Origin of the sequence: Frankia sp. ACN1ag (assembly GCF_001414035.1) — a bacterium.
In the GTDB taxonomy this organism is placed as follows: Bacteria; Actinomycetota; Actinomycetes; order Frankiales; family Frankiaceae; genus Frankia; species Frankia torreyi.
In genome coordinates this window covers 92,711-106,483 of record NZ_LJPA01000007.1, presented here as the reverse complement: position 1 = coordinate 106,483, position 13,773 = coordinate 92,711, and the positions used below count along the sequence as shown (strand labels likewise).

Below are 13,773 nucleotides of genomic sequence, written 5' to 3'. Positions count from 1 at the left end.
CTACTCCTTACTCGCTGGGAAGGCCGTTTGCCTCGACCTCGGGGGAGGTCCAGGCGACCACATAGGTCGCGGCGCCGGCCCGCCGGGCGGGGGCGCCGTCACGCGCAGCAACCTGACCGATGACGGTGGCGGAACGCACGTCCCTCGCCACGGCCCGGCCGTCGGCGCCGCCCGAGTCCGGCTCGGGGGCCCCGGGTGCGCCGCCTTCCGGCCGGATCCGGCCGGAGGCGTCCACCGTACGCAATGCCACCCACCGGGAGCCCCGCGGGAGCGGCCCGTCCGGACCATCCCCGTAGACGGTGACCCGGACCAGTTCGGGCGGAGCGTGCCCGGCCCAGTCGGCCGCGGCCCAGGCCCGTCCGGGCCGGTGCGGGCCGTCGACGACGAACTGGCGCGGTCGGCCCGCGAGCCCGGTGCCCTCGGCCTTCGCCGCCGCCTCCTTCGCCGCCCACAGCCGGGTGAACCACAGCGCCCGGCGTCCCGGATCGTCGCCAGCGACCCGGTCGAGCAGGTCGCGTTCGACCGGGGCGAGCGCCGCCAGCTCGACGCCGGGCGCCCGAACGACGATCTGCTCGATGTCGATGCCGACCGGCCCGTCCGCGGACACCAGCGCCACCGCCAGCTCCGGCTTGTGCGCGAGGGACACCCGCGGGGGGTCGCCGGCCGGGATGCCCGGCCGCGCCGGCAGGGCGCCGACCAGCGGGGCGCCCAGCCCGTCGTGCTCGATCCGGACCTCGATCCCCCAGACGGGCCCCGCACCGCGCGCCCACAGCCAGCGCCGGACGGCGTCCTGGACGGCGATGCGCCCCAGCAGCCAGCCGCGCGCCGCCCGCGGGTTGAGGCCCGCGAGCCGGGCCCGGTCGGCGGAGTCGGCGTAGTGGCGCACGATCAGCTCGCGCGAGGCCGAATCGGACCAGCGGTCGAGCGCGACCACCCAGCCCTCGCCCGAGGGCTGGGCCACGGTGTGCAGCTCCGGGGCGCGGACCATCGCCCAGAGCACGTCGTCGTTGGCGAAACGCCGATCGGTCCAGGCCGACACGACCGCCCAGAGCGACCCGTCGAGCCGGCGCAGCTCGAGGTCGGCGGTCACCGTCCGTTCCGCGACCTGCCGGATCCGCACGACACAGTCGACCAGGTCGCCCGCCACCGGCGCCGGACCGTAGAAGCGCAGGTCGGACAGGGACTGCGGCAGCAGCAGCGAGTCCGCGGGCAGGTTCTCCATCGCCCAGTAGCCGAAGAGCTGCCCGGCGTTGTCCAGCAGCGCGCCGGACGCGGCCGGCACCCGCAGCCGCCCGCGGATGCCGGCCGCGGCGATCGCCTCGATGCGGTGGATGCCCTGGTATCCGGGGCCGTGGAAGAGGAAGTGACCGCCGTAGAGATCGCTGCCCTGGTGGCGGGATGGCTGCTCGCCGGGCAGGATCGGCCCGGTCGGGCCCGCCGGCAGGTCCGCGGTGGCTGCCGTCGTCCGCGGGGACGGCGGGTAGCCGTCGGCGAACACGACCGTGCCGCGGGCGTAGCCCTCCATGGTCACCCGGACCGCGTCCGGCCCCGCCGGGGTGAGGATGACCGACACCTCCACGGCGGGCTCGATCGCGAGCCAACGCAGCGCCCGGACGTCCCGGATGCCGATCGGCACCCGCCCCGGCATCAGCGCCGCGGCCTGCGCGATCATGAGTTCGAGCACCTCGGTCATCGGCACGACCGGGAACAGGTCGGACAGGTCGCGCCAACCCGGCGGCTGGCGGTAGAAGCAGTGGTCGATGATGTGCGGCATCGACTCCAGCGACAACCGGCGACGGACGGTCCGCGGCCCGAGTGCCAGGCCGCCGCCGGAGGCGGCCGCGTCGCGGCTGGCGGGTTCGGCGTGGCTGGCAGGCTCGGCGTGGCTGGCAGGCTCGGACGCGCCGGGACCCCAGGAGGCGGTGGCGCCCGCTCCGCGGGGCGCCGGCACGCCACCGGACCCACCGGACGCGGGCACGGTGCCCATCCCGCCGGCCGCGGGGCCGCCGCGCCGTCGTGGTGGCGCGCCCCGCGGGGCGGTGGGGCCGAGTGCCCACCGGTCGACGACCGTGGACATCACCGCACCGGCGTCGGCCAGCGCCGCACGCAGCTCGTCGAGAACCGGATGGCTGCCGGCGGCGCCCACAGCCGGGAGAGCCGGATCCAGGTGATCCGGTCCCAGGAGGGCCGGGCCGGGGAGGGCCGGGACAGGGAGATCCGAGCCAGGGAGGGCCGGGACAGGGAGATCCAGGACAGGGAGGGCCGAGCCCAGAAGATCGGCGGCCGCGGGTCCGAGGCGCACCAGCGGCGTGCCGAGGTTCAGCCGGACAGGGGTGCCCCGGCGCCGCGGCAGCTCGATGGCCCTCCCGGCGGAGGGCGTCGGGGTCAGGGCCTGCGCGGGGGACGGGGTCGGCTCGCTGGCCGGCACCGTCACCGGGGTGGCGGGCCGCTCGGGGCGGGTCCGGCAGGGCAGCAGATCGAGCCGCGGGGCCGCGCCCTCCACCCACAGCGCGGCGGCCACGCGGCGCAACTGGTCCAGCCCGGAACGCTTCGGGGAGTTCGTGACCAGCGCGACGTGATCGTGACCGGGCAGCGTGTTGTCGACGAACCCGGCGACGCTGCCCACGCCGACCTGGACGAAGGCGCGCACGCCGGTGTCGTGCAGCCGGCGGACGAGCTCCCGGAACCGCACAGGCTCGACGAGGTGACGCAGGGCGAGCGCCCGGACGGCGTCGTGGTCGCGCGGGTAGGGCGCGACCGTCGTCGCCGACCAGATCGGGATCGTCGCCTCGGCGAGGGTGACGTCGGCGAGGTTGGTCCGCAGCCGGTCCAGGTAGGGCTCCAGGAACGGGGAGTGGAAGCCGGAACGGAACGGCAGGACCTGCCCGAGCACGCCGTCGCGGCGCAGCCGCTCGAGCGCGGTGCGCACGCTCTCCTCGCGCCCGCAGATGATCGACTGGTGCGGGCAGTTGTCGTGGGAGACGACGACGTCGCCGAGATCGGCGATGACCTCGGCGGCCCGCCCGGCGCCGCAGCCCAGTGCCCCGAAGACGACCCCGGGCACCTCCAGTGCGGCCGGGTCGAAGCCGGCGATGAAGGCGTCGGTGGACTCGCCGGTGATGAGCCCACCGCTGATCATCGCGTTCCACTCGCCGATGCTGTGCCCGCCGACGAGGTCCGGGACGATCCCGAGGCGTCGCAGCGCCTCGTCGAGGATCCGCCCCACCTCGACGCTCGCGACGCCGTGCCGGCCGAGCAGCCCGGTGTCGTCGAGGGCCGGGCGGACGAGCCCGAAGTGCGCGCAGACGTCGTCGATGCGCGGGGAGAACTTGTCCTCCAGGCCGCAGAACAGGAACGCCGTCCGCCCGGCGGGCGTCCCGTCGGGCCGGGCGGGGTCGAGCAGGCCGGCCGGGGTGAACCACAGGTCGTTGCGGCCCCGCCACGGGTTGCCCCGCCCCACGACCGTCCGGGCCAGGGCGAGCCGGCGCGGGGTCGGCGCGACCAGGGCGAGCCGCCAGGGGCCGCCGGCCGGCGGGCTCGCCGCGTCGTCCCGGTCGAGCAGCTCCGCGTCGTCGACGTCGAGCTGGGCGAGCAGCTCCGCCGGGCTGCTCCCGGCGAGCAACAGGACCGCCTCCGCGTCCGGATCGGCCACCCGCGCAGGGTCAGCCGGCGGGGGGGCGGGGAAGGTGTGGGCTAGGGTCACCGGGGCGGTCGGCGGTGCCTCCTCGACGACGAGATGGGCGTTGATGCCGCCGAAACCGAAGGCGTTGACGCCGGCGCGCCGGGGACCGCCGCCCGCCGGGGTGTCCCAGTCGGTCGCCGCCCGCACTGGCGCGAACCGGCTGCCGGCGAAGGCGGCGTGCGGCTCGTCGCAGTGCAGCGTCGGCGGCAGCACCCGGTGGTGCAGGGCGAGCGCGGTCTTGATCAGCCCGGCCGCGCCCGCCGCCGGCATCGCATGGCCGATCATGGACTTGACCGAGCCGATGCCGATGTCCGCGCGTCCCGCGCCGCCCGTACCGGCTGCGGCCGCCGTGCCGAAGATCCGGCCCAGGGTCGCGAGCTCCACGGCGTCGCCGGTCGGGGTGGCCGTGCCGTGCGCCTCGACCAGGCCGATCGCGCCGGGTGCCGTCGGGTCGAGCCCGGCGTCCGCCCAGGCGCGCCGCACGGCGAGGGTCTGCCCGTCGGCGGCGGGGGCCATCAGGGAGGCGGAGCGGCCGTCGCTCGACGTGCCGGCCCCGCGCAGCACCGCGTAGATCCGGTCGCCGTCGCGGCGGGCGTCGGCGAGCCGGCGCAGCACCAGCATGCCGACGCCCTCGCCGATGAGGATGCCGTCCGCCCGCCGGTCGAACGGGCGGATCGCCTCGCTCGGCGACAGCGCCCGCAGCAGGGAGAACACGCTCCAGAACGACGGTTCGTGGACGAGGTGGGCACCGCCGACGATCATCGTGTCGGTGCGGCCGGAGCCGAGATCACGCATCGCCATCTCGACGGCGATGAGCGACGACGCGCAGGCCGCGTCCACCGTGTAGGCGGGACCGCGCAGGTCGAGCCGGTTCGCGATGCGGGACGCGGCGAGGTTGGGCACCAGGCCGATCGACGCCTCCGGGCGGGCCGGACCGAGCTGCGCGACGAACGCCTCGCGGACGCGTTCGACCGCGTCGGCGGGCAGGTCCGGCAGGACCTCGCGCAGGGTGGTGACGAGCTGGCGGGAGGTGCGTACCCGCTGCTCGAGCCGGGCCACCCCGGACCCCACGTAGCCGCCGCGGCCGAGGACGACGCCCACCCGCTCGGCGTCGCCGAGCCCGTTGGGCCCACCGGCGTCCGTGATCGCCTCGGCGGCAAGCCGCAGCGCCAGCAGCTGGTCCGGCTCGGCCCAGTCGACGGCGTTGGGGACGATGCCGAACGCCGTCGGGTCGAACGTCGCGAACTCGTCGACGAAACCGCCGCGCCGGCAGTAGAAGCCGTCCGCCGCACCGGCCGGAGCCGCGTCGGTACCCGCGCCCCGCCGCGTGCCCGGCGCGGCGAGCGGCCGCTCGGGCGGGAAGTAGTCGTCGACGTCGAAGCGATCCCGCGGGAGCGCCCGGATCGCGTCGACCCCGCCAACGATGTTGCGCCAGAACGTGTCGAGGTCGCCGGCGCCCGGGAACAGCGCGGACATCCCCACCACGGCGATCGGCGGCGCCCCGGACCCGCCCCCGGGGTCACGCATCGAACGCCTCCGCCTCGGCGCACATGTAGACGACCTGCGCCGGACCGTCGGGCGGGCCCGCCAGCTCGCTCAGCAGCGCGGCGACGCCGTCGGCCGGGTCGATCAGGCCGATGCCGCGGCGGGCGTACTCGCGGGCGAGCTCTGCGGAGACCATCCCGCCGCCCGCGGCGGCCGGCGACGCCCAGGGGCCCCAGTCGACGCTGACGATCCGGCCGGCGAAGCGCCCCGCCGCCGCACCCGCGAGCGTGTCGAGGGCGTCGTTCGCGGCGGCGTAGTCGGCCTGACCCCGGTTGCCGAACACCCCCGCGACGCTGCCGAACAGGGCGACGAAGCCGACGTCGTCGCGGACCGCGGCGAGCAGGGCCCGGGCGCCGTCGACCTTCGTTCGGTAGACCCGGTCGAACGACTCGGGCGTCTTGTCGCGCAACAGCCGGTCGGCGAGGACGCCCGCGCCGTGCACGAGCCCGTCGAGGCGACCGTGGCGGGCGTAGACGTCGGCCACCACCGCGGCGACGGCCGCGCCGTCGCGCACGTCCACCGCGTGGTAACGCACCGAGGACGCCAGCCCGCGCAGGGTCGCCAGCGTCGCCCGCACCTCCCGCTCGGCGAGCAGTCGGGAGACCCGAGCCTCGATCTCGGCCGGGCGGCGGACGCCGGTCTCGATCAGCGCGCGGCGCAGCGCCGGGGCGTCGGCCGCGCCCGCGGTGGCGGGATCCTCGGGCCCCGCGGGCGGCAGGGTGCGCCCGATCAGCTCGACGGTGCAGCCGCTGCGCCGGGCGAGCTCGACGGCGACCGCCGCGGTGATGCCCCGGGCGCCGCCGGTGAGCAGCACGACCGAGGACGGGCCCAGCCCGGCCGGCAGGCTGCCGGCCCCCCCGGCACCCGCGGGCCGTACCCGCAGGGTGGCTCGCGCCCCCTCCCGGTAGCCGACGACCAGCGGCCCACCCGGGGTGAGCAGCTCGGCGAGCAGGCTGTCCGCGATCCGGCGGGGCTCGTCCTTCGGCTCGACGTCGACGAGGCGCAGCGCCAGGCCGGGCACCTCCCGGGCGATCGTGCGGACGAGGCCGGCGAGCCCCGCGCCCGGGGTCGGGCGGACGACGAACTCCCCGGCGTCGGCGCGTCGGGCGTGCTCCAGGGCGTCGACCGCGCTCGGGTCGGCCGTCGCGCCGGTGGCGGTGGCGGTGGCACGGCCGAACCGCCCGCCGTTGCCGGTGGCGATGAGCACCCGCCGGCTGCCGCCCAGGGCCGCGGCCCGCAGGGCTGGGAACGCACCGGGCAGGATCGCGTGCTCGTCCGCGCCCGGGTCGGCGGAGGCGATCCAGACGAGACCGTCGGCGCCGGCCCCGGCCCGGATCTGGTCGACGAGGCCGGCGTCGTCGGCGGCGAGGATCCGCGCCTCGGCGCCCGCCTGCTCCAGCCGGGTGGCGAGCGCCAGGCCGACCCCGAGACCGCCCTCCACCAGCAGGAAGCGGGAGCCGGCGAGGTCGGTCGGCGCCGCGCCGGCCGGCGCGGGCAGGATCTCCGGCTCGACGACGAAGCGCCGCAGCGGAATCGCCCCGACCGGATCGCCGACCACAGCGGACCCGAGGTCCGGGGAAGACCCGACGGCTGGGGAAGACCCGACGGCTGCGGGCGACCCGACGGCTACGGGCGACCCGCCGGTCAGCGCCGCCGCGGCGGTGGAAGCGCTGGGCTCGGTCCCGCCGGCGGTCGAACCGACGATCCAGTCGACGATGCCGCGGACGGTCTTGATCGCCGCCAGCTCCTCGACGACCTCCTCGTCCAACTCCCCCGAACCCGCCTCCACCAGCCCCAACCGCTGCGCCAACTCCCCCAGGATCTCCGTCCGCTTGATCGAATCAATCGACAGATCAGCCTCAAGATCCAGATCCGGCTCCAACATCTCCACCGGATAACCCGTCTGCTCCCCGATCACCCCCACCACCACATCCGACACCGCCGACCGCTCCACCACCGTGGACCGGACCACCGGCGCCGCGGAGCCGCCAGCAGCCGCGGGGGCGCCGACCGGCGGCAGGGCCGCGCCCGCCACGTCCGCCACGTCCGCCACGGGGGCGGACCGGGGCACCGCGGGCGTCACCGGTACGCCGGCGCTTCGCGCCTGCTCCGGCTGGGCCTGGCGGGGGACCGCGGGGGTGGCCGCGACGCGGTCGACGCCGTCGATGCCGTCACGCGACGCCGGGCGGCCGAGTCCGGTCGGGTCGTAGCCCAGGTAGCCCAGCACCACGTCGCGCTGTGCCGCGACCAGCTCGCGGGTGGTCCGCAGGAACTCCAACACCACGGCGTCCACCGGGCCGCCACCTCCAAGCTCGGGCAGTGCGGCGGCGAGGACCGCCGGATCGTCGATCGGGTCAGCGGGAACGAGCGGTGGCGCCGGGTCCTGCGGGACGAATCCCCGCACGCCCGCGATCTCGGGAAGCTCCCCACCGGCCGCCGCCGCGGTCTGTACCGCCGCGGTCTGTACCGCCGCGGTTGGAGATGCCGCCGCGAGGGACGCGGATGGTGCCTGCGCGCGAGAGACGGGTGGCACCGTGAAGCGGGGTCCCGCTGGCGCCGCCGCCGCGGCGTCCGCGGCCGGTGCGGCCTCGGCGGCCGCGCCCGGACCGGCGGCGAGGGCCAGTCGGGTCGGCGACCGCAGGGCGCCCGGCAGGAAACGGCCGTCGGCGGTGCGCACGTAGGCCCCGTCGATCAGCCAGCCGGGCCGGCGCGGCACGTCCGCGTCGCTCACCACCCGGGCGTCACGCCCGGTGAACAGGGGCGCCGAGTCGACACCGACGCCGGCCGCGGCGAGCTCGGCGAGCGCGAGCAGCAACCGGCGCAGCCCCGGCTCCCCCGCGACGTCGGTGGCCACGACCCGATGCGGCCGGCCGGCGAGGATCTTGCCGACGAGCTGCGAGAGCACCCGACCGGGGCCGGCCTCGACGAAGGTCCGCACGCCGGCCGCGTACATCGCCTCGATCTGCTCGACGAACCGCACCGGCGCCGCCACCTGGCCGGCGAGCGTCGCCCGCACCTGCTCCGGTGCCGCCGGATACGGCTGGGCGGTGGTGTTGGACCACACCGGCAGTGCCGGGGCCGCGACGTCGAGCGCGTCGAGGCGGTCGGCGAGCGCGCCGGCGGCCGCGGCCACGACCGGGCTGTGGAACGCGCAGGCCACCGGGATCGGCCGGGCGGCCAGGCCGGCCCGGCCGAGGGCGGCCACGGCCTCGCCCACGGCGGCGGTCGGCCCGGAGATCACGCTTTGCCGCGGGGCGTTGTGGTTGGCGACTACGACGTGAGCGCCGACGTCGCCGGCGGTGGCACCGAGTTCGGCCAGCGCCTCGCGCACGCGCTCGACGGGCGCCTGGACGGCGGCCATCGTGCCCGGGTCATCCCCCGCCGCGGCGAGGATCGCGGCGGCCCGTGCCTCGCTCAGGCCGACGAGGTCGGCCCGGTCGAGCGCGCCGGCGGCGCACAGGGCGACCAGTTCGCCGTAGGAGTGGCCGCCGACGTGGTCCGGGCGGACGCCGAACCCGGTGAGCAGGTCGTGCACGGCGAGGCCGGCGAGGCCGAGCGTCGGCTGGGCCGCCCGCGTGTCGGTGATCGCCACCACCTGCTCGGCCTTCTGTTCCCGGGTGAACGCGGCCGGCGGGAACATCGTCTCGGCCCACTGGGGGGCCAGGTCGAGCACGGCACGCAGCCGGGGGAAGGCGACGAACAGATCGGCGAGCATGCCCGGCCGCTGGCTGCCCTGGCCGGGGAACAGGAAGGCGGTCGCGCCCGGCTCGGCGTCGTCGCGGACGAACACCCCGGCGCGCGGGTCCGCCGTGAACGTCCGCGCCGCCTCGATGGCGGCGGGCAGCCCGTCGAGATCGTCGGCGACGAACGCGACCTGCACCGGGCCGCCACCGGCCGCGCAGGTGGTGCGGGCCAGGTCCCGCAGGCGGAACGGCCGCCCGGCGTCGTCGTTCGTCGTGACCAGGGCGGCGAGGCGGTCCAGCGCCCGGCTGGCAGCCGCCCGGTCGGCGCCGCGCACGGCGAACAGCTCCGCGGGCCAGTGGTCCAGGCCGTGGGCGGGTTCCGGCCCGCCGTCGTAGGCGGACAGCACGACGTGGAAGTTGGTGCCACCGAAGCCGAACGCCGAGACCCCGGCGTGGCGCTGGCCGGCGGGTGCCGCCCAGGGCTTGGCGGCCTCGTCGAAGTAGAACGGGCTGGTCTCGCCGTCCCAGTAGGCGTTGGGGGTGTCGATGTGCAGGGTCGGCGGGCGCACGCCGGTCTCGACCGCCTTCGCCACCTTGATCAGCCCGGCCAGGCCGGCGGCGCACTTGGTGTGCCCGATCTGCGACTTCACCGAACCGACCGCGCACTGGCCGGGGGTCGCGCCGTGGTCGGTGAACACCTCGGTGAGGGTGGCGAGCTCGGTGCGGTCGCCGACGACCGTGCCGGTGGCGTGCGCCTCCAGCAGGCCGACGTCGCTCGGGGAGATGCCGGCCCGCGCGTAGGCCCGTTCCAGGGAGAGCACCTGGCCGGCCTTGCGGGGCGCGGTCAGCCCGAGCGCGCGGCCGTCGGAGGAGCCGGCGACGGCCCGGATGACCGCGTGGATGCGGTCGCCGTCGCGCTCGGCGTCGGCGAGCCGCTTGAGCACGACGACGGCGACCCCCTCACCCAGGCTGGTGCCGTCGGCGCCGGAGTCGAAGCTGCGGCAGCGTCCCTGCGGCGACAGCGCGTGCACCGAGGAGAACAGCAGGAAGTCGTGGGCGCCGGCGTGGGTGTCCACCCCGCCGCAGAGCACCAGGTCGGAGCTGCCGGCGAGCAGCTCCTTGCAGCCGGCGTCGAGCGCGGCCAGCGACGAGGCGCACGCCGCGTCGACGGTGAAGTTCACCCCGCCGAGGTCGAGCCGGTTGGCCACCCGCCCGGCGATGACGTTCGCCAGCATGCCGGGGAAGGAGTCCTCGTCCAGTTCCGGCAGGAACTCCTCGAGCTCGGCGGGCAACTGCCCGAGCAGGCCCGGCCACAGTGAGCGCAGCCCGTAGGCGCCGGACAGGTCGGTGCCGGCCTCGGTGCCGAAGACGACCGAGGCGCGGGAGCGGTCGAACGGCCGACCCTCGCCGGCCGCCTTCTGCCCCGTGTCCTTCTGCCCCGTGTCATAACCGGCGCTGCGCAGCGCGCGGGTGGCGACCTCGAGGGCGAGGAGCTGGCTGGTCTCGATGCTGCGCAGGGACCNCGGCGGGATGCCGTAGGCCAGCGCGTCGAACGGGATCCGCGGCAGGAAACCGCCCCACTTCGACGGGGTGCGGCGTCCGGCGTCCTTCACCACCGCGTCGGCCGAGTAATACACCTCGGGGTCCCAGCGGTCGATGGGCACCTCGCGGATCGCGTCGTTGCCGGCGACGACGTTCGCCCAGAACGTGGCGAGGTCGGGGGCGTCGGGGAAGATCGCGGACATCCCGACGATCGCGATGTCGAGCGGCTGACCGGCGGGACGGGAGGCCGCCGCAGCCGCCGTCACCGTCGCCACCGCCGGGCGATCGACGCCGGTCGCCCGGCCCCGCTCGCCGCCGGAACCCGTACCCGTACCTGCACCCGCGCCGGCCATGTCCGCCTCGTTCCCTTCGCCGCCCGCCGGGCGTCGCGTATCGTCGGCCGACCCGAGCGCGGGCTCCTGCCCGGCCGGCACGCCGAGTTCGGCGGCCCGGTCGGCGAGACCGGCGGTGGCCCGCGTGGTCACCTCGTCGTGCAGGGCGGCGATGCTCGTGCGGTCCGAGCGCAGCGCCGCCACCTGTCCGATCATGAACATGCCGTCCCGGACCTGGGCCGCCGGATCGACCTGGACGACCTCGGCACCGTCGCGGCGCAGCCCCTTGCTGGCCACCCGCAGCCGGCCGAGGTTGAGCGCCTCCAGCTCCTCCCACATCTGCTGGCGGGGCGTGGCGGCGGCGAGCAGCTCGCGGCGACGGTCGAGGAAGGTGTGAACGTAGGCGGACTCGACGCATCGGGTGGCGTGCCCCGGGGACGTCTCCAGCAGCACCGTGCGCTCGCAGTCGAGGGCGGCCTGCTGGAAGCCGGGCAGGATCGCGCCGGAGGCGACGGCCTCATCGGTGAAGAGGTAGGCCGTGCCCATCAGCACGCCGATGCCGGCGCCCCGTTCGGCGAGTGGGCCCGCCGCGGCGGCGACCATGGCCGCCGAGCGGGCGTCGTGCACCCCACCGGCGAACAGCAGGTGCAGGCCGGCGAAGAAGTCCGGGCCGACCTGGTCGCTCTCGCCGAACGCGAGCAGCCCCGCGATCTGCGCCTCCCACAGCGGGAAGCTCGCCCGCGGCCCGACGTGCCCGCCGCACTCCCGCCCCTCGAAGACGAACTTGCGCGCCCCGTCGGCCAGGAACCGGTGCAGCAGGCCCGGGGACGGCACATGCAGGAACGTGTCGATGCCGGCCGCCTCCAGCGGCGCCGCCTGCGCCGGCCGGCCGCCGGCCACGATCGCGCACGGCGGACGAACGTCGCGCACGGCGGCGAGCTGCTCGTTGCGCAGGGCCGCCGGGGCGAAACCGAGCAGGCCCACGCCCCACGGCGCGTCCTGGAGCAGGTCGGCGGTTTCCGTCAGCAGCGCGCGGCAGTCCTCGCCGTTCATCAGCGCCAGAGCGAGGAACGGCAGTCCGCCCTCGTCGGCGACCGCGCGGGCGAACGCAGCCCGGTCGCTGACCCGGGTCATCGGTCCCTGCGCGACGGGATGCCGCAGCCCCCGTGCGGCCGCGAACGGCGCGCCGACGGCCAACGGCCGGGTGCGGGCGGCGGCCGCGATGCCGTCCCGGATACCCTCGCGCACCGCCCGCACCACCCCGGCGGCGCTGCCGTGCCGGTCGGCGAGCGTGGCGGCGAAGGCGCCGTCCTGGCCGATCGGGAGGAACTGGTCGACCAGGTCGCGGGCGCCGAGCCGGGCCGCTACCGCGGCGGCGGCCGCGGCACCGTCGGCCGCGCCGTCGTCCCCGCCGGACCCGCCTCGGCCGCCGCCCGCGGGGGCGGTGACCGCGCCGTCCGAGGCGAGTTCCCCGCCGGTGTCGCGCAGGTCGGCCGCGGGCCGCTCGATCCGCCCGGCGAGGGCGGCGATGGGCAGATCTGGCCGGATGTAGAGCCGGTGGCCGGCGTGCAGGATGGTCTCGCTGCCGTCCATGGCCCGCACGGCGGCGGCCACCTGCTCGGGCAGCTCCACCTCCCGGACCAGGGCGAGCTGGGAGTCGAGCACGACCCCCGCCGCGCCGCCCGCCACCGCCGCCGCGGCCGTGGCGGGGCCGATCCCCCCGGCAGCGAAGACGGGCACCGCGCCGCCCGCGTCGTCCCGCAGCCCGGCGGCGAGCAGGTGCTGCAGCAGGGTGAACGTGGTCAGGTCGCCGACGACGCCACCGGACTCGTTGCCCCGCGCGACGAGCCCGACCGCGCCGGCCGCGACCGCGCCACGGGCCTGCGCAACCGAGGTCACCTCCGCCCAGACCCGCCGGCCCCGCCGGATCAGCTCCCCCGGCTCCCAGCGCCGGTCGGTCCCCGGGCCGCCCGCCGCGACGAGCTCGCCGGCCGAGGCACCGCCCGGTCGGGGGGCGAGCACCACGAGATCCACCGCGGCAGGCAGCTCGTCCGGGTCGACCGGGCAGCCGGCGGCGACCCGTACCCCGAAGCGTCCCGGCGTCCAGCGCGCCGCGTCCCGCAGGGCGTCGCGCGCCGCCCGCGCCGAGCGCCCCAGGTCGAGGACGCCGAGACCGCCGGCCCGCGTCACGGCTGCGACGAGGGCGGCGGCGGGCTGGGCGAACGGTGTGATCACGACAACCAGCTCGCGTGCGTCGAGCGGGTCGGGCGCGTCGGAACCGGCCGGGGAGGCCTCGGGTGACACGCGGGGTGCGGTGGTCATCGGCAGGTCCTCCTGGCAGGTCGCGGCCGGGGGCAGGGTGATGAGGGGGACGAACTAGTCCGGGTCACTGGGCCCGCCGAGGCCGTCCGATCGTCCGACCGGTCCCGCGCCTCCAGCGCGTGGTCCGCCCCCGGGTCACCACAAGGCCATATCCAGGACAAGAGGCGCACCCACCAAACCAACGTGATGGACACGTTCCGGACGACGGGATCGTCGACATCATCGGTGACCTCCTGGCCGGTGCCGCTGGGCGACAGACGTCCCGGGGAAGCTGCATCTGCACTGACTACGCGGAAAGCGAACGGACCCCCAACAACTCTCGCGGAACTGGTGCGCCCGGCGCCCGGAGCGACCGACTTCCTTAGCCGACCCGGTACCGTCAACGTGCGCGGAATACTAGTCGGCTCGGTCCGGAGCACTGCACGGTGGCAGGCCAAAGTCACGATCACACGCGCCTTGGAGAGCGGCTGTGATCGCCGTGACCTGGTCGGAGCCCCTTCGGCCCAGCGGTTCCCCCGCCGCCGGACATCGCCGGTGATGTCGCGGCTCGGGATTACGCAGAGCCCGCGCGGATGTGCACCGGGCGACCTCATCAATCCCGGTGACGATCGGCGGAGGTCACGAATTGGTAGCACGCAGGCGGTATCCCGGACCGCCGAACCCGGCG

Annotated in this window: 2 protein-coding genes and 1 pseudogene; all 3 read right to left on the bottom strand. The window is 76.6% G+C overall.

All coding sequences use genetic code 11. The annotated features are described in order from the left end of the window. Positions 1–7: 7 nt before the first annotated feature. Positions 8–5,209, bottom strand: coding sequence for a type I polyketide synthase (locus UK82_RS08160; protein WP_055406792.1), 5,202 nt, complete (start codon positions 5,207–5,209; stop codon positions 8–10). After that, positions 5,202–10,432 (bottom strand): annotated as a pseudogene (locus UK82_RS36540) (SDR family NAD(P)-dependent oxidoreductase); the annotation flags it as partial. The pseudogene UK82_RS36540 and the gene UK82_RS08160, both read right to left, overlap by 8 nt. Position 10,433: 1 nt before the next feature. After that, a partial coding sequence (locus UK82_RS36535) for a beta-ketoacyl synthase N-terminal-like domain-containing protein (RefSeq protein ID WP_236705650.1) occupies positions 10,434–13,106 on the bottom strand: 2,673 nt, incomplete at its 3' end. Between the last annotated feature and the right edge of the window lie 667 nt (positions 13,107–13,773).